The organism is Methylobacterium jeotgali, from assembly GCF_022179345.1.
In the GTDB taxonomy this organism is placed as follows: domain Bacteria; phylum Pseudomonadota; class Alphaproteobacteria; order Rhizobiales; family Beijerinckiaceae; genus Methylobacterium; species Methylobacterium jeotgali.
The window spans coordinates 1-17,466 of the sequence record NZ_BPQR01000035.1; the positions used below are offsets into that span (position 1 = coordinate 1).

Annotated in this window: 10 protein-coding genes; 8 read left to right on the forward strand and 2 right to left on the reverse strand. The window is 72.1% G+C overall.

The annotated features are described in order from the left end of the window. A partial coding sequence (locus MFF04_RS10465; protein ID WP_373320007.1) for a spermidine synthase occupies nucleotides 1–664 on the forward strand: 664 nt, incomplete at its 5' end. A gap of 12 nt (nucleotides 665–676) precedes the next feature. On the opposite strand, the gene MFF04_RS10470 is transcribed toward MFF04_RS10465, so the two are convergent. Further along, nucleotides 677–1,615, reverse strand: coding sequence for a LysR family transcriptional regulator (locus tag MFF04_RS10470; protein ID WP_238275651.1), 939 nt, complete (start codon nucleotides 1,613–1,615; stop codon nucleotides 677–679). 118 nt (nucleotides 1,616–1,733) lie between these two features. Between MFF04_RS10470 and MFF04_RS10475 the strand changes: the two genes are divergently transcribed. The 3 genes from MFF04_RS10475 to MFF04_RS10485 all read left to right on the forward strand — a co-directional run bounded on the left by MFF04_RS10475 (nucleotide 1,734) and on the right by MFF04_RS10485 (nucleotide 4,380). Further along, complete coding sequence (locus MFF04_RS10475) at nucleotides 1,734–2,663, forward strand: ring-cleaving dioxygenase (protein WP_238275652.1); 930 nt, start codon at nucleotides 1,734–1,736, stop codon at nucleotides 2,661–2,663. A 69-nt stretch (nucleotides 2,664–2,732) separates the two neighbouring features. Next, nucleotides 2,733–3,374, forward strand: coding sequence for an alpha/beta hydrolase (locus MFF04_RS10480; RefSeq protein ID WP_238275653.1), 642 nt, complete (start codon nucleotides 2,733–2,735; stop codon nucleotides 3,372–3,374). 169 nt (nucleotides 3,375–3,543) lie between these two features. After that, nucleotides 3,544–4,380 carry an alpha/beta fold hydrolase gene (locus MFF04_RS10485; protein ID WP_238275654.1) on the forward strand — a complete coding sequence of 279 codons (837 nt, stop codon included), beginning with the start codon at nucleotides 3,544–3,546 and terminating at the stop codon, nucleotides 4,378–4,380. A 62-nt stretch (nucleotides 4,381–4,442) separates the two neighbouring features. Here the strand turns inward: MFF04_RS10485 and MFF04_RS10490 are convergent, their stop codons facing one another. Continuing rightward, a complete protein-coding gene (locus MFF04_RS10490) occupies nucleotides 4,443–5,207 on the reverse strand; it encodes a Crp/Fnr family transcriptional regulator (protein ID WP_238275655.1) in 765 nt (254 codons plus the stop codon). Between the two features lie 308 nt (nucleotides 5,208–5,515). Here MFF04_RS10490 and MFF04_RS10495 point away from each other — a divergent pair, with 308 nt between their 5' ends. The 4 genes from MFF04_RS10495 to MFF04_RS10510 all read left to right on the forward strand — a co-directional run bounded on the left by MFF04_RS10495 (nucleotide 5,516) and on the right by MFF04_RS10510 (nucleotide 17,388). Further along, the gene (locus MFF04_RS10495; RefSeq protein WP_238275656.1) at nucleotides 5,516–6,946 is read left to right on the forward strand and encodes an ABC transporter substrate-binding protein; all 1,431 of its coding nucleotides are present in this window, start codon (nucleotides 5,516–5,518) and stop codon (nucleotides 6,944–6,946) included. 74 nt (nucleotides 6,947–7,020) lie between these two features. Continuing rightward, nucleotides 7,021–7,812: an ABC transporter permease gene (locus tag MFF04_RS10500; protein ID WP_238275743.1), complete on the forward strand. Its 792-nt coding sequence runs from the start codon at nucleotides 7,021–7,023 to the stop codon at nucleotides 7,810–7,812. Further along, nucleotides 7,809–8,672, forward strand: coding sequence for an ABC transporter ATP-binding protein (locus tag MFF04_RS10505; RefSeq protein ID WP_238275657.1), 864 nt, complete (start codon nucleotides 7,809–7,811; stop codon nucleotides 8,670–8,672). Before MFF04_RS10500 ends, MFF04_RS10505 begins: the two co-directional genes overlap by 4 nt. A 301-nt stretch (nucleotides 8,673–8,973) precedes the next feature. Then, nucleotides 8,974–17,388: an ExeM/NucH family extracellular endonuclease gene (locus MFF04_RS10510; RefSeq protein ID WP_238275658.1), complete on the forward strand. Its 8,415-nt coding sequence runs from the start codon at nucleotides 8,974–8,976 to the stop codon at nucleotides 17,386–17,388. The last annotated feature ends 78 nt before the right edge of the window (nucleotides 17,389–17,466 follow it).

Sequence of the window (17,466 nt, forward strand, 5' to 3'; positions counted from 1 at the left end):
CGACACGGCCGCGATCCCCGGCGAGCCGGATCCCATGCGGCTGATGCGCCGCGGCGACGAGTTCTCGATCGTGCCGACCACGATCGAGCTCATGAACAACCGCCTGCGCGGCTCCGAGCAGGCGCTCGGCACCCTCACCTGCCAGCGGCTGCGGGACCGGGCGCGGCCCCGCATCCTGATCGGCGGCCTCGGCATGGGCTTCACCCTGCGCGCGGCGCTGGACGCCCTCCCGCCCTCGGCGCAGGTGACGGTGGCCGAGCTGATGCCCGCCGTCGTGGACTGGGCGCGGGGGCCGCTCGCGCCGCTCTTCGCCGGCAGCCTCGACGACCCGCGGGTGGAGGTGCGGGTGGAGGACGTCAACCGCACGATCCAGTCCGGCCCCGAGGCCTTCGACGCCATCCTCCTCGACGTGGACAACGGCCCGGAGGGGCTGACGCGCCGCTCCAACGACCGGCTCTACGACGTCTGGGGGCTGGGGCGGGCCCGCTACGCCCTGCGGCCGGGCGGCATTCTGGCGGTCTGGTCGGGCTCTCCCGACCGCCGCTTCAAGAGCCGGCTGCAGCGCTGCGGCTTCGCGGTCGACGAGCAGCGCGTCCACGCCAACGGCCGCTCCGGCCGCCGGCACGTCCTCTGGCTCGCCACCCGGCCTTCCGGGCGGGATTAGGCTCCGGGCCTCCTACCCGCCGGCACCGCGTCCCGCGGCGCGATCATGCGCCCAGGGAGCGCTCGACAGCCGCCGCGCCAGGAAGTCGATCAGGGCCGTGACCCGCGCCGGGCGGGGCTCGCCGGGCGGCATCACGAGGTGCAGGGCGATGGGCGGCGCCTGCCAGTCGGCGAGCACCCGCTCGAGCCGGCCGGCCTCCAGATCGTCCCAGATCATGAAGTCCGGCTGCAGGGCGAGGCCGAGCCCGGCCCGCAGCGCCGGCACCAGCGCCTCGGCGTTGTTCGCCCGCAGGCACGCCCGCGGCGCCACGACCGCCGCGCGCCCGTCCGGATGGGTGAAGCGCCAGCGGTCGGCGCTCGGGAGATAGGCGTAGCCGAGGCAGGCGTGGTCGAGGAGTTCGTCCGGGTGCGCGGGCCGTCCCCGCTCCGCGAGGTAGCTCGGGGCCCCGACCACGGAGCGGCGCACCTCGCAGAGGCGGCGCGCCTTCAGCGCGGAATCGGGCAGGGCCGCGATGCGCAGGCCGATGTCGAAGCCGAGCCCGACGAGGTCGACGGTCGCGTCGGACAGGTGCAGGTCGACCGCGACGTTCGGGTGCCGCGCCAGGAACTCCGGCAGGAGCGGGGCCACGTGCATCACCCCGAAGCTCATGGGGGCGGCGAGGCGGACGAGCCCGCGGGGCTCGGCGGCGTCCGCGCTCGCCCGCGCCTCGGCCGCCTCCCCTTCCGCGAGGATGCGTGCCGCGCCCTCGCGTGCGGCGAGCCCCGCCTCGGTGAGCGCCAGCTTGCGGGAGCTGCGGTGGAACAGGCGCGCCCCGATCCGGGTCTCGAGCCGCCCGACCGCCTTCGAGACGGTGCCCTTCGACAGGCCGAGATCCACCGCCGCCGCGCTGAAGGAGCCAGTCTCCGCCACCTTCGCGAACACGGCCCAGGCCTCGAAATCCGGAAGTCTCATGGTTCGATCCAGAAACGATGGTTTTCCATCGTTTCCATTTTCTCCGGATCGGGCAAGGGCCAGATTGCGGTCATCGAGACGGCGCCGTCCGCGCCGCTCTCCCAGGGGAGTTCCCGCCATGACCGAGACCGGCCTTCACCACTTCACCGCCTTCTCCGGGCCCGCGGAGCGCAATGTCGGCTTCTACACCGGCGTGCTCGGCCTGCGGCTCGTGAAGAAGACCGTCAACTTCGACGATCCGGGCACCTACCACCTCTACTACGGCGACGAGACCGGGCAGCCCGGCACGATCCTGACCTTCTTCCCCATCGCCCACGCCGCCCCCGGCCGCGTCGGCGTCGGGGAGACGGGGGAGACGGCCTTCCGGGTGCCGCTCGCCTCGATCGGCTGGTGGGTGCAGCGCCTGATCGAGAAGGGCGTCGCCCACGAGACGCCCGCGACCGCCTTCGGGGAGCCGGTGCTGCGCCTGCGCGACCCCGACGGCACGATGCTGGCGCTCGTCGGCGTCGCGGAGGACGGAGCGGCGCCGGCCTGGTCGGCGGGGGGCGTGCCGGTCGAGCACGCGGTCCGCGGGCTGCACGGCGTCACCCTGCTCCTCGACAGGGCGGCGGCGACGGGGCGGATCCTCACGGACGCGCTCGGGTTTCGCGAGACCGGCCGGGAGGGGTCCTCGACCCGCTACGCCGGCAGCGCCGGGCGGGGCGCCTTCGTCACCCTGCGGGAGGTCGGCGGCTTCCTGCGCGGCCGGCCGGGCGCCGGCTCGGTCCACCACATCGCCTTCCGTGCCGCAGACGACGCGGCGCAGGCGGCCATGGCCGAGCGGCTCGCGAGCGAGCACGGGCTCGTCGTCACCGAGCAGCGGGACCGGCAATACTTCCGCTCGGTCTACTTCCGCGAGCCCGGCGGCGTCCTGTTCGAGATCGCCACCGACAGTCCCGGCTTCGGCGTGGATGAGCCCGTGGCCGAGCTCGGCCGCGTCCTGAAGCTGCCCGCCTTCCTCGAACCGCACCGGGCCACGATCGAGCAGGCGCTGCCCGCCGTCGCCTGACCCGTCCCTTCACACACGACCTCCGATCCTCCCGCGCGAGGGTCGGAGGGGCCTGCCAGGAGAACCTCCATGCGTCCCAGCGACCTCTCCTTCCTCCACCGCTTCGAGCCGGGCGACGGCTCCGCGCGGCCGCCGCTGCTGCTCCTTCACGGGACCGGCGGCGACGAGGGCGACCTCCTGCCGCTGGGCCGGATGGCCGCGCCGGGCGCCGCCCTGCTCTCCCCGCGCGGACAGGTGCTGGAGCACGGCCAGCCCCGCTTCTTCCGGCGCCTCGCCGAGGGAGTGTTCGACGAGGCGGACCTGCGCCGGCGCGTCGAGGACCTCGCCGGCTTCGTCGCCGAGGCCCGGGCCGCCTACGGGCTGCCGGCCCCGGTGGCCCTCGGCTTCTCGAACGGCGCCAACATCGCCGCCGCGATGCTGCTGCTGCGACCCGACGTGCTCGCGGGAGCGGCCCTCGTGCGGGCGATGACCCCCCTCGCCTCGCCCCCGCAGGCGCGGCTCGACGGACGGCCGGTGCTGATGCTGTCGGGGGCGATGGACCCGATCGTGCCGCTGGCGAACGCCGACCGGCTCGCCGGACAGCTCACCGAGGCCGGCGCATGGCTCGATCGTCGCATCCTGCCCGCCGGGCACGGGCTCGGCCAGGCCGACGTCGCGGCCCTGTCGGCGTGGTTCGCATCGACCGCCATGCAGGGCGCGAACGCTGCCTGAGGAGACGTGCTTCGATAGTCGTCGAAACAGAAACGATGCCTTTCGAAGGTTTCTGTTTTGCGGAAGCGAGAATCACGCGACAGTAGATACGCCGGATGGGAAGCGCCCGGCGATCCCGAGGGCCTCGAGGCCCGCGATCACCACCACGCTTCACGCGCAGGAGACCCCCATGCCCTTCGTCACCACCGCCGACGGCACCGAGATCTTCTTCAAGGACTGGGGACCGAAGGACGCCCAGCCGATCGTGTTCCACCACGGCTGGCCGCTCTCGTCCGACGACTGGGACGCGCAGATGCTGTTCTTCGCGGGCCACGGCTACCGGGTCGTCGCCCATGACCGCCGCGGCCACGGCCGCTCCGCGCAGGTCCCGGACGGGCACGACATGGACCACTACGCCGCCGACGCCTCGGCGGTCGCCGAGCATCTCAACCTGAGGAACGCCGTGCATATCGGCCACTCGACCGGCGGCGGCGAGGTCGCCCGCTACGTCGCGAAGCACGGCGAGCCGCAGGGGCGCGTCGCCAAGGCGGTGCTGGTGAGCGCCGTGCCGCCGCTGATGCTGAAGACCGAGGCCAACCCGGAGGGCCTGCCGATCGAGGTCTTCGACGGCTTCCGCAAGGCGCTCGCCGACAACCGCGCCCAGTTCTTCCTCGACGTCCCGACCGGCCCCTTCTACGGCTTCAACCGGGAGGGCGCCGAGGTCCATCAGGGCGTCATCCGCAACTGGTGGCGGCAGGGCATGATGGGCTCGGCGCTGGCGCATTACGCGGGCATCAAGGCCTTCTCCGAGACCGACCAGACCGAGGACCTGAAGGCGATCTCGGTGCCGACCCTCGTGCTCCACGGCGAGGACGACCAGATCGTGCCGATCCACGACGCGGCCCTGAAGGCGATCGAGCTGCTGCGCAACGGCACGCTCAAGACCTATCCCGGCCTCTCCCACGGCATGCTCACCGTGAACGCCGACCTCCTCAACGCCGATCTGCTGGCCTTCGTGCGCGGCTGACCGGCGCGCCGCCCCGCCCGGCGATGCGCCGGGCGGGGCGGCGTCGGCCCGCGCGCTGGGGCTCAGCCCTCGGTGAGCACGATCTCCTGGAGCCGGCCCGGCCGGACCAGGCGGATATGGGCCCTGTCGATGGCGATGACGCCCTCCCGCTGGAAGCGCTTGAGCATCATCGTCACCCATTGCCGGGTCGAGCCGACCAGGGCGGCGATCTCGTCGTGGGTGATGCGGCGGCGGATGACCACCGTGCCGTCCTCCGGCGTGCCGTAGAGCGCGCCGAGGTTGATGAGGAGCTGGGCCAGCCGCTCGATCACCGAGCGGGTGCCGAGCATCTGCGCCATCGCCGTGTAGCAGCGGCCCTTGGCCTCCAGCGCCTCGATCAGGCAGAGGGCGAAGTTCGGCATCTGGCGGACGAGCCCGCGCAGGGTCGCGCTCGACAGGATCGTCACCCGCACCGGCTCGATCGCCACCCCCGACCACTGGTGGACGCCGCCTCCGGAGATGCTCGGGCCGCCGATGAAGTGCCCCGGCGTCCAGTAGGCCAGCGTCACCTGCCGGCCGGAGGGGCCGGAATAGAACACCCGCACCCGGCCGGACTCGATCAGGAAGATGCCCTCGTGCGGCTCGCCCTGCGTGAACACGCTCTCGCCGGGGGCGAGGCCGACGGCGCGTCCGGCCTGGCGCAGCCTTTCGGCCTCCGCCGGCGTCAGCCGGTCGAGGAAGCCGGCGCCGTCGTCGAGCCCCTCGATGGTCTCGCTGAGGAAGAGCGCGCTGGCGATCAGCGGCGCCGGCCTGCGGCGTTCGGGAAGGGGGAGCGGCGCCGACGACATCGATGCAACCGGGGCTGGAGCCAGCCCCGATCGGAGGCCGCGGGGCGGAGCGGCCGATTATCGGGCGGTTCGCCCCTGGAGCAATTCCAAAGATCGGATCGCACCGCAAAAGATGCTCTCCGGACAAGTCGTTCCGGGAGATGTTCTTTCTCTGTCGCGATGAAGGCACGCGCGAAGAACGGCGAACATCTTGCGGATGAAATTAATTGCTCGCCGCAATGCAGCAGACCAGGGCTTGAATGCAGCGTCGCCCTGCCGCGGAACGCCCGTTCCCGGCACCCCGCCCGCCTCCCCGATGGAGCCCGACCGTGCCGCTCTCCCGCAGCCTCGCCGCCCTGCTGCTCTCCGCCACCGCGACCCTCGTCACGAGCCTCGGCGCGGCGCGGGCCGAGACCATCCGCGTCGCGGTGGGCACGCAGGACACCACCATCAACTGCGCCACGGGCGGCCTCCTGATCCGCGAGCTGAAGCTCCTGGAGAAGCACCTGCCGCGGGACGGTAAGTACAAGGACGCGACCTACGACATCCAGTGGCGCAACTTCACCAGCGGCGCGCCGCTCACCAACGAGATGGTGGCGGGCAAGCTCGACCTTGGCGCCATGGCCGACTTCCCGGGCTCGCTGAACGGCTACGCCTTCAACAAGGCGGGCCGGCAGAGCCTGTTCATCTCGGTGCTCTCGGGCAGCATCAAGGGCAGCGGCAACGGCATCGTGGTGCCGGTCGAGTCGCCGGTGCAGTCCCTCGCGGCGCTGAAGGGCAAGACCATCTCGGTGCCCTTCGCCTCGACCGCCCACGGCCTGCTCCTGCGGGCGGTGAAGGCACAGGGCTGGGACCCGGAGCGGGACGTGACCATCATCACCCAGGCCCCGGAGGTGGCGGGCTCGGCGCTCAAGGCCAACAAGATCGAGGCGCATGCCGACTTCGTGCCCTTCGCCGAGCTGTTCCCCTGGCGGGGCATCGCCCGCAAGATCTACGACGGCGCGCAGGCGAACGCCCCGACCTTCCACGGCTCCCTGGTCGATGCGGCCTATGCCGAGAAGTACCCGGAGGTCGTCACCGCCTATCTCGAGGCCGCGATCGAGGCGGACGCCCTCTTCGCGGCCGAGCCCGAGACGTATTCCGAGCTGATCGAGAAGGTCACCGGCATCGAGGCGGAGGTCGCCTACCTGTTCCACGGCCCCCTCGGGCTTCAGACCCGGGACGTGACCTGGAAGCCCGAGTACCGTCAGGCGGTGAAGACCTCCTTCGAGACCCTGAAGCTCCTGAAGAAGGCCGATTCGGACATCGACCTCGACCGCTTCGTGAACGACCGCTTCATCCGCGCGGCGGCGGCGAAGGCCGGGATCGACTACGAGGCCCGGCTGAGGGACTACGGGCAACGGCCGCTTGCCGCCAGCGACGCCGTCACGGGCAAGCCGATCGCCGACCCGAACCGGGTCGCGCAGATCTGGGTCAAGGGCGAGCCCAAGGTCCGCCACTACGCCTCGCCGGAGGGCGCGTTCTCCGCGCTCGCCGAGATCGAGAAGGGCGGCGGGCAGGCCCGCGTCGTCTACGCGCAGGACCGCGAGAGCGGCATCAAGCTCTTCGCGAACCAGGCCTGGTTCGTCCGCGACGGCGAGCGGCGGCTCAGCGCCTTCTTGCTCAAGGGCGACGCGGAGGCCTACGCCAAGGCGCAGGGCGGCGAGGTCGTCGACTACGCCGCGGCGCGGGCCGGCACCACCCAGCTGACCGCGCGATGAGCGGGGCCGCGATCGAAGCCCCGGCGGCGATCCTCGACGGGGCCGCCGCCGGGCGCTCCCGGACGCGCAACGCCATGGCGCGCGGGGGCCTGCCCCTGCGCCGCCTCGCCCTGCGGGGCGCGGCGCTGGCGCTGGCGCTCCTCGCCTGGCACCTCCTGGCGAGCGCCCGGCTCGATCTCGGGGTCGTCACCTTCCGCAACGTGCCCACCCCCGTCGAGGCGGCCCGCGCCGCCTGGGCGCTGATCCAGTCGCCGAAGCTCGCCGCGCATCTCGGGGCGAGCCTGGCGCGGGTGCTCTCCGGCTTCCTGGCCGCGCTCGCCGCCGGGGTGGCGCTCGGCCTCGTCATCGGCCGCTCGCGAACCGCCGCCGACCTGCTTCTGCCGCCCCTCGAGGTGCTGCGGCCGATCCCGGCGGTGGCCTGGATCCCGCTGGCGATCCTGATGTTCCCCTCCTCCGAGCTGTCGATGGCCTTCATCACCTTCACGGGCGCGCTGTTCCCGATCCTGCTCAGCACGATCCACGGCGTCGAAGGGGTCAATCCCAGGCTGGTGGCCGCCGCCCGCAGCCTCGGGGCGGGACGGGGCGCGATCCTGCGGGAGGTGATCGTGCCCGGCGCCGCGCCCAGCATCATCACCGGCGCGGCGATCGGCATGGGCACGGCCTGGTTCTGCCTGGTGACCGCCGAGATGATCTCCGGCCAGTACGGGATCGGCTACTTCACCTGGGAATCCTACACGCTCCAGAACTACGACGACATCGTCGTCGGCATGCTGCTCATCGGGCTTCTCGGCATGGGCTCGAGCCTCGCCGTGCGCCGGCTCGGCGCGCTCGCGACCCCCTGGATCGGCGCGGGAGAGACGCGATGAGCGCGCCGCACGCCCCCGAAGCGCGTTCCCCCGCGTCCGGCGGGATCGCCGTCGACGCCGCCGCGATCCGCCTCGGCGAGGGCGCCAACGCCTTCGACGTCGTCGAGGACATCGACCTCGCGATTCCCGACCGCCAGTTCGTGTGCCTGCTCGGCCCCTCGGGCTGCGGGAAGTCGACGCTCCTCGGGGCGCTCGCCGGCCACCTCGGCCTGAGCCGGGGCCGGGCGCTCCTCGACGGGCAGGCGATCCGCGAGCCGCATCCGGAGCGGGGCATCGTCTTCCAGCACCACACCCTCTTCCCCTGGAAGAGCGTGATCGAGAACGTCGCCTTCGGCCTCAAGATGCAGGGCGTCGGCAGGGCCGAGCGGCTGGCGCGGGCGCGGGAGTACCTCGCCCTCGTCGGGCTCGACGGCTTCGCGGAGCGCTACCCGGCGGAGCTGTCGGGCGGGATGCAGCAGCGGGTCGAGATCGCCCGCGTGCTCGTCAACGGCCCCCGCGTGCTCCTCATGGACGAGCCCTTCGGCGCGCTCGACGCGCAGACCCGCCTCGTCATGCAGGAGCTGCTCCTCGACGTCTGGACGCGCCGGCGCACCACCGTGGTCTTCGTGACCCACGACATCGACGAGGCGCTGTTCCTCGGCGACCGTGTGCTGGTGATGACCCCGCGCCCCGGGCGCATCCTCGACGACATCGCGGTGCCCTTCGCCCGGCCCCGGCGGCGCGACCTCGTGGCGGAGCCGGAGTTCGCCGCGCTGAAGCGCCGCTGCCTCGACCTGCTCCGCCCGCGGACGGGCACGCATCCGCTGCCGCGCCTGACGCCGCTCGGCCTGCCGAACGGGGCGTCGAGCCCCGCATCCTGACGGGCCCGCGTCCCGGATCGCGCAGATACGTAGTTCGACGCGGGCGATGCGGCGATCCCTGTGAAAGGGTTTGGTAACTTTCACGTGAGTGTCGCAAACGATCCATACAGGTCGGATCCGACCGGAAACAGATCGTAGCAACGCCCCTCATCCCGCAGGTCGTCTCAAGAGGAGACTCGGCCGGCGTGAAGTCGTGCGCGGTCGCGTCTGAAGTTCCCGGAGACGAATCCATCCGCTGTACGCTGCGCATGCTCGACGAGCGTGCCCGGCGATCGCAGGCCTGTGCCCGGAGTTCCGTACCATGGCGACGACTCTCGCTGCCGGTGATCTCGCGCTCGTCGGATACGACGCGGACAACCCGGACGATTTCGCCTTCGTGCTCCTGCGCGACATCGAGGCGGGCACCGAGATCCACTTCACCGACAACGGCTGGACGGCGGCCGGCGCCTTCCGCGGCGGCGAGGGCATCTACACCTTCACGGCGGCCGCGGCGCTCGCGGCGGGCACGGTGATCCATCCGACCACCGATGCCACCGCCGGGGGGGCGAACACCCCCGTCTTCACGGCGTCGAACTTCGCGCTGAACGCCTCGGGCGACCAGATCCTCGTCTACCAGGGCGCGGCGGCGAGCCCGACCTTCCTCTACGCGATCAACTTCGCCGACGGCGTCGGCGCCTTCGCGGGCGACGCCACCAACGCCAGCACCTCCGCCCTGCCGACGGGCCTCACCCTCGGCACGACGGCGGTGGCGCTGCCCGCCGACAACGGCCGCTACGCCGGGCCGACCACGGGCACCCGCGATCAGATCCTCGCCGCGATCGGCTCGGCGTCCAACTGGACGCAGGACGACGCGGTCCGCGTCGGGGCGGGCAGCTACGGCGCCTTCACGGTGAGTCCGGCCGCCGTCACGCCGAGCCTCTCGATCGCCGACGCGTCGATCACCGAGGGCAACACCGGCACCAAGGCGCTGACCTTCACGATCACCCTCTCCGACCCGGCGCCGGCCGGCGGCGTCACCTTCGACATCGCGACCAGCGACGGCACCGCGACCGCGGGCTCCGACTACGTGGCGCGGACGCTGACGGGCCAGACCATCGCCGCCGGCCAGACGAGCGCGACCTTCAGCGTCGACGTGATCGGCGACACCGTGTTCGAGGCGGCCGAGACCTTCACCGTCACGGTCACCAACCTCACCGGCGCGACGCTGGCCGACGGGCAGGCCACCGGCACCATCCTCAACGACGACGCGCCCTCGACCATCAACGGCATCGCCGTCTACGACGCGGCGCCCTCGCTCCAGGGCCAGTCGGGCGCGACCGCGACGACGCCTCCGGCGGCCACGAACGCGCTGACGCTCGTGCGGCTCGGCGCCTTCGCGGCGACCGACGACCCGGCGACGGCCGCCGCCCCCAACGCCGAGGTCGTCGCCTACGATTCGACCACGAACCGCCTCTACATCCAGAACACCAACGAGAACCGCATCGAGATCGCCGCGATCACCGCCGCGGGCGCGATCGAGAAGACCGGCGAGATCCTGCTCTCGGGTCTCGAAGGCTACGGCGCGGTGAACTCGGTCGCCGTCTTCAACGGGCTCGTGGCCGTGGCCTACGCGAACCCGGTCGGCGACCAGCCCGGGCGCGTCGCCCTGTTCGATGCCGCGGGCAATCTCCAGCGCACCCTCACGGTCGGGGTCGGCCCCGACCAGATCGTGTTCAACCGCGACGGCACCCGCCTCCTCGTGGCGAACGAGGGCGAGCAGGCGAGCGTGGCGAGCAACCCGGTCGGCGGCGTCTCGATCATCGACGTGTCGGGCGGCGCGGCCGCGGCGAGCGTCGTCGCGACGGTCGGCTTCGAGGGCCTGAACGGCAGCGAGGACGCGCTGCGCGCCAAGGGCCTGGCGATCACGCCCGGCAAGTCGGCCGCCGCCGACATCGAGCCCGAGTACATCGCGATCTCGCCGGACAACCGCTTCGCCTACGTCACCCTGCAGGAGGTGAACGGCGTCGCGATTATCGATCTCGCCAACCCGGGCACCGCCCCGATCGCGATCCAGCCGCTGGGCTCGGTCAACCATTCGCTCGCCGGCAACGAGTTCGACGCCTCCGACCGCGACGGGCCGGGCGGCACCGCCTCGATCCGCATCGGCGCGACGCCGGCCGGCACCCCGATCTACGGCCTCCTCCAGCCGGACGCCTTGGCGAGCTTCTCGACGGGGGGCGTCACCTACTTCGTGACCGCCAACGAGGGCGACCAGCGGGTCATCGGCGGGGCCGACGACACCGGCGACGTCGCCCGGCTCAGCACGGTGGCGAACAGCCGCCTGACGCCGGAGCTCCAGGCGCTGAAGGCCGATCCGGCCTACGCCCGCCTCAACGTGCTGCTGCGCTATGGCGACACGGACGGCGATGGGGTCATCGACCAGCTCCACACCATGGGCGGCCGCGGCATCTCGATCTTCCGCCAGAACGCGGACGGCACCATCACCAAGGTCCGCGAGACCGGCGGCGAGTTCGAGAAGATCTTCGCGGCGCTTTCCCCCGAGCGGTTCAACAACGATCAGGTCGTCGGCAACACGCCCGACGACCGCTCCGACAACAAGGGTCCGGAGCCCGAGGGCGTCACCATCGGCACCGTGAACGGCCGCATCTACGCCTTCGTCGGGCTGGAGCGGCAGAGCGGCGTCATCGTCTACGACGTCACCGATCCGGCCAACGCCGCCTACGTCTCCTACGTGCCCCCGCTGGCCGGCGCGACGACGGACCTCGGGCCGGAGGTGCTGACCTTCATCGCCGGCGACAAGAACCCCACCGGCACGGCGCTCGTCGTCAGCGCCAACGAGGTCGCCAACGGCGGCGCCGTGATCTACGCGGCGCTTCCCCAGGGCTTCACGCAGGAGGTCGGCTTCGCGGCGGGCTCGCTCACCGTCGCCCAGGCCGAGGGCAACGCCGGCGGCACCGTGTTCACCTTCACGGTGGAGCGCAGCAACGGCACGCTGGGCGCCGTCTCCTTCACCGCCGAGCTGACCGGCAGCGGCGCGAATGCCGCGAACGGCGCCGACTTCGCCGGCGCCCCGACCCTGCCGCTGACGATCTCCGGCACCATCCCCGCCGGGGCCGCGTCGGCGCAGGTCAGCGTCACCGTGCAGGGCGACCTGACCCCTGAGGCCAACGAGAGCTTCGCGCTGAGCCTGCGCAGCGCAACGTCGAGCCAGGCCGGCATCGCCGCCGCGGTGAAGGCGTCGGCCGCGACCGCCACGGGCATCATCCTCAACGACGACGTGACCCTGATCTCCGCGGTGCAGGGCACGGGCTCGGCGAGCCCCCTCGTCGGGCAGACCGTCACTGTCGAGGCGATCGTCGTCGGCGACTTCCAGAACGGCGACGGCGACGCCAAGCGCAACCTCGGCGGCTTCTACCTCCAGGAGGAGGCCGCCGACCAGGACGGCAACCCGCTCACCTCCGAGGGCGTGTTCGTCTACGAGGGCACCGGCAACCGCCTCGTCGACGTCGCCGAGGGCGACCGGGTGCGGGTCACCGGCGTCGTCACCGAGTTCAACGGCGAGACGCAGATCACCGTCACGGGCGCCTCCGCGATCCAGGTCGTGCAGGCGGGCGCGCTGAGCGCGGCGCAGGTGAAGGCCTCCGCCGTCACTGTCGAGCTGCCCGCGGCCGGGGTCGTCGGCACCGGGGTGACGGCCCAGCCCGACCTCGAGCGCTACGAGGGCATGCTGGTGCGGCTGCCCCAGACGCTGACGATCACCGAGCAGTTCAACCTCGACCGCTTCAACGAGATCCGCCTCGCGGCGGGCGGGCGCCCGGAGACCTTCACCAACGCCAACGAGCCGAACGCGGCCGCCTACGCCGCCTACCTCGCCGAGACGGCGGCCCGCTCGATCACCTACGACGACGGGCTCAACAGCCAGAACCAGCCGATCACCAACCTCGACGGGCTCGGGCCGGTCTACAACACCGCCACCGCGCCGCGCATGGGCGACACGGTGACGGGGCTCATCGGCACCCTCGGCTTCGGCCCGAGCGGCGCCTACCGGGTGCGCTCCATCGACGACGGCGACAACAGTTTCGTCCACGCCAACCCGCGCCCGGCGGCGCCGGACGCGGTCGGCGGCACGCTGACCGTCGGCAGCCTCAACGTCCTCAACTACTTCACGACCCTGAACAGCTCCTCGAACGCGCGCACCGCCATCGGGGCGGCGCCGCGGGGCGCCAACACCGCCGAGGAGCTCGCCCGCCAGACGGACAAGCTCGTCACGACGCTGATCGGCACCGGCGCCGACGTGCTCGGCCTGACGGAGCTCGAGAACCAGTTCCGTCCCGGCGATCCCGGCAACGCGCTGGAGTACCTCGTCGGCCAGCTCAACCTGCGGGCGGGTGCCGGCACCTACGCCTACGTGAACCCGGGCTCGCAGCTCGACGGGGGCCAGTTCCTCGGCGGCGACGCCATCGCGGTCGGCTTCATCTACAAGCCGAGCAAGGTCAGCGTGGCGATGAACACCACGATCGAGCGGCTCGACGATTCCGACGTCGCCCGCTTCGACCCGGCCTTGCTCCAGCAGAGCACCGTCGGGGGCATCTTCAACGGCGCCAACACCAGCCGCGTCGCGCTCGCCGTGACCTTCAACGAGATCGCCACCGGCGAAGAGTTCACGGCGGTCATCAACCACCTCAAGTCGAAGAGCGGCACGGGCACCGGCGCCGACGCCGACCAGGGCGACGGCCAGGGCAACTGGCAGCATCAGCGCGAGCTCGCCGCGACGGCGCTCTCCGAGTGGATCGCGACGCGGCCGACCGGCACGCAGGACAGCGACACGATCCTGCTCGGCGACTTCAACGCCTACCTCAAGGAGGATGCCCTCGACATCCTCAAGGCCGGCGGCTTCACCAACCTCGCCGAGGACCGTCTCGCCAAGGCCTACTCCTACGTCTTCGACGGGGCCTACGGCGCCCTCGACCACGCGCTGGCCAGCGCCAGCCTGAACCGCCAGGTCACCGGCGTCACCGAGTGGCACATCAACGCCGACGAGGCCGACGCCCTCGACTACAACCTCGATTTCGGCCGCGATCCGGCGATCTTCGACGGGCGCGTCGCCGCCCGCGAGTCCGACCACGACCCCGTCCTCGTCGGCCTGCGGCTCGACCAGAAGGCGCCGACCCTGGTCTCGGCGACGCCGAGGGACAACGCGGGCTCGGGCACGGACCCGGACGTGAACAACAACCCGGCCGTGCCGGTCGGATCCGACATCACCCTGACCTTCAGCGAGGCGGTGCGGGCCGGCAGCGGCACGATCACCATCCGCGACGGGGCCGGCGACACCCGCGCCATCGCGGTGGGGGACACCTCGCAGGTCACGGTCCGCGGCAACACGGTGACGATCAACCCGTCGGCCGATCTCAAGCCCGGCACCCGCTACGAGGTGATCGTGCCTGCGGGCGCCTTCACCGACGCGACCGGCAACGCCTTCGCCGGCATCGCCCAGAACCAGCTCGACTTCACCACGCAGCAGGCGGCCCCGATGACCTACACGCTCCAGATCCTGCACGCCTCAGACTGGGAGGGCGGCCTGCTCGCCACGCAGCGCGCCGCGAACTTCGCCGCCATCGTCGAGGGGCTCGAGCGCACCGCGACGAACTCGATCACGCTCTCGACCGGCGACGGCTGGATCCCGAGCCCGTTCTACATCGCCGGCGCCGACCCGCAGCTCGCCGCGACCTACAACGGCATCTACAACCAGCTCTACGGGCTCTCGGGCGCCGCCGCCTACGGCCGGCTCGCGGCCTCGGCGGGCCGCGCCGACATCACCATCCAGAACATCATCGGCGTCCAGGCGGCGGTGTTCGGCAACCACGAGTTCGACGGCGGACCGACCGAGGTCGCCAACATCATCGGCGCCAATCTCGGAAGCGCGGCGGGCGCGGCGGACGACACCTGGGTCGGCGCGCAGTTCCCCTATCTCTCGGTGAACCTCAACTTCTCCCGCGAGGCCGCGCTCTCGGGGCTCGTCCACCGGGACGGCGACCTCGCCACCTTCGCCCAGACCGGGCCGACCTCGACCCAGACCGGCACCGGTGCCGACAAGATCGCCCGGTCCACGATCATCGTCGAGAACGGCGAGCGCATCGCCTTCATCGGCGCCACCACGCAGCTCGAGCCGCTGCTCACGACGCTCGGCAACGTCACCGTCGACGGCTTCACCGGCCGCGACGAGATCCGGCTGCTCGCCGACCAGATCAACGCCGAGGTCGACCGGGTGCTCGCGGCCAATCCCGGTCTCAACAAGGTCATCGTCGGCACCCACCTCCAGCAGCTCGCCAACGAGCAGGCGCTGGCGCCGCTCCTGCGCAACGTCGACGTGCTGATCGGCGGCGGCTCGCACACCGTGCTCGCGGACTCGAACGACCGGCTCCTGCCGGGCGACACCGCGGGCGGCAGCTACCCGCAGTTCTTCACCAACGCGAGCGGCCAGACCCTCGCCCTGGTGAACACCGGCTCCGAGTACTCCTATGTCGGGCGCCTCAACGTCACCTTCGACGACCAGGGCAACGTCATCCGCGACTCGATCACCCCGCAGAACTCCGGCGCCGTCGCCGTCGACGACGCCTCCGTGGCGCAGCTCTGGGGCTCGACGGCGGCCGCCTTCACGCCGGGCAGCAAGGGCTACCTCGTCCGCGAGATGATCGAGGGCCTCGACGCCAACAACGACGGCATCCAGGAGACGCTGGGCGTCGCCGACATCATCCGCCAGCAGGACGGCAACATCCTCGGCCGCACCAGCGTCTACCTCGAGGGGCGCCGCGGCGAGGTCCGCACCGAGGAGACCAATCTCGGCGACCTCACCGCCGACGCCAACCTCTGGTACGCGCGCCAGTTCGACAGCACGGTCACGGTCTCGATCAAGAACGGCGGCGGCATCCGCGACTCGATCGGCTCCTTCTCGACGGCGGGCGGCGGCACCGCCGAGCTGCCGCCTGCGGCCAACCCCGCCGCCGGCAAGGCGGCCGGCGACATCTCGCAGCTCGACGTCACCAACTCCCTGCGCTTCAACAACGCGCTGGCCATCACCACGGTGAGCGCGGCGGAGCTGGAGCGGATCCTGGAGCACGCCGTGTCCTCGGTCGCGCCCGGCGCCACCCCCGGCGCCTTCCCGCAGATCGGCGGCATCACCTTCTCCTACGACGCCACCCGCCAGGCCCAGACGCTCGACATCAACGGCAACGTCACCCGCGAGGGCCAGCGCATCATCTCGGCGGCGATCGTCGACCAGGACGGCTACCTGCTCGACACCCTGGTGCGCGACGGGCAGCTCGTGGGCGACCCGAACCGCGGCATCCGCACCGTGACGCTCGACTTCCTCACCACGGGAACCGCCACCGCGCCGGGGCTCGGCGGCGACAACTACCCCTTCCCGGCCTACGGAGAGAACCGCGTCACCCTGCGCGACGCCACGCCGACCTCGCTGCCGAACGCCGCGACCTTCGCGGCCCAGGGCACCGAGCAGGATGCGCTCGCCGAGTACCTCAAGGCGTTCCACGCCGTGACGCCCTACGGGCAGGCCGACACCACCCCGGCCGGCGACACCCGCATCCAGAACATCGCCGCCCGCGCCGACACCGTGCTCGCCCACGGCATCAGCCGGACCGGCACGAGCGGTGCCGACGTCCTCCAGGGCACCGACTTCGCCGATCGCCTGATCGGCGGCGCGGGCAACGACACCATCTTCAACAGCCCCGGCAACGACATCCTGCTCGGCGGCCAGGACAACCCCGGCCGCGGCACCGACACGCTGGTGTTCAACTCCTCCTTCGCCTCGATCACCGTCAGCGAGGATGGCGGCCTCACCCTAATCCGCGGCCCCGAGGGCAACGACCGGGTCGGCGGCTTCGAGCGCTACCTGTTCTCGGACGCGACCATCGTCACCGACGACGGCGGCCCCCTCGTCGACGACCTCTTCTACCTCTCCCGCAACCCGGACGTGTTCCGGGCGGGCGTCGACGCCGACACCCACTACGCTGAGCACGGCTGGCGGGAAGGCCGCGACCCGAACGCCTTCTTCTCGACGGCGGGCTACCTCGCGGCGAACCCGGACGTGCGGGCGGCGGGCGTCAACCCGCTCACCCACTACGACGCCCACGGCTGGCGGGAGGGCCGCGACCCCGGCGCGCTCTTCGACAACGAGGCCTACCTCGCGGCCAACCCCGACGTGCGCGCGGCCGGCATCGACCCGCTGCGCCACTACATCGAGTACGGCCAGGCCGAGGGCCGGGCGATCCACGAGGCGGTGGGCCGGCCCGAGACCATCCGCGGCGGCTTCGACGCGGAGTTCTACCTGCTCTCGAACCCGGACGTGGCCCGTGCCGCGGCGGCGAGCCCCGACAGCTTCGCCTTCGCCGCCCGCCACTTCGAGACCTTCGGCTGGCGGGAGGGCCGCGACCCGAACTCGGTGTTCGACACCAAGGGCTACCTCGCGGCCTACGCGGACGTGCGGGCGGCGGGCGTCAACCCGCTGACCCACTACGACACGAACGGCTGGCGCGAGGGCCGCGACCCCTCGGTGGAGTTCGACACCTCCGCCTATCTCGCCGCCCAGACGGACGTGGCGCGGGCCGGGATCGACCCGATGCAGCACTTCCTGCAGTTCGGCCTCGTCGAGGGCCGCCCCTCCTACGCGGACGGCACCTTCGGCGCCGGCCTCGTCGGCTAACGGGCGATCGGACGGGCCATCCGTCCGGCAACGGCGAGCGTGCGGGGGCGGCGGCGAGATCCGCGGCCCCCGTCGGCG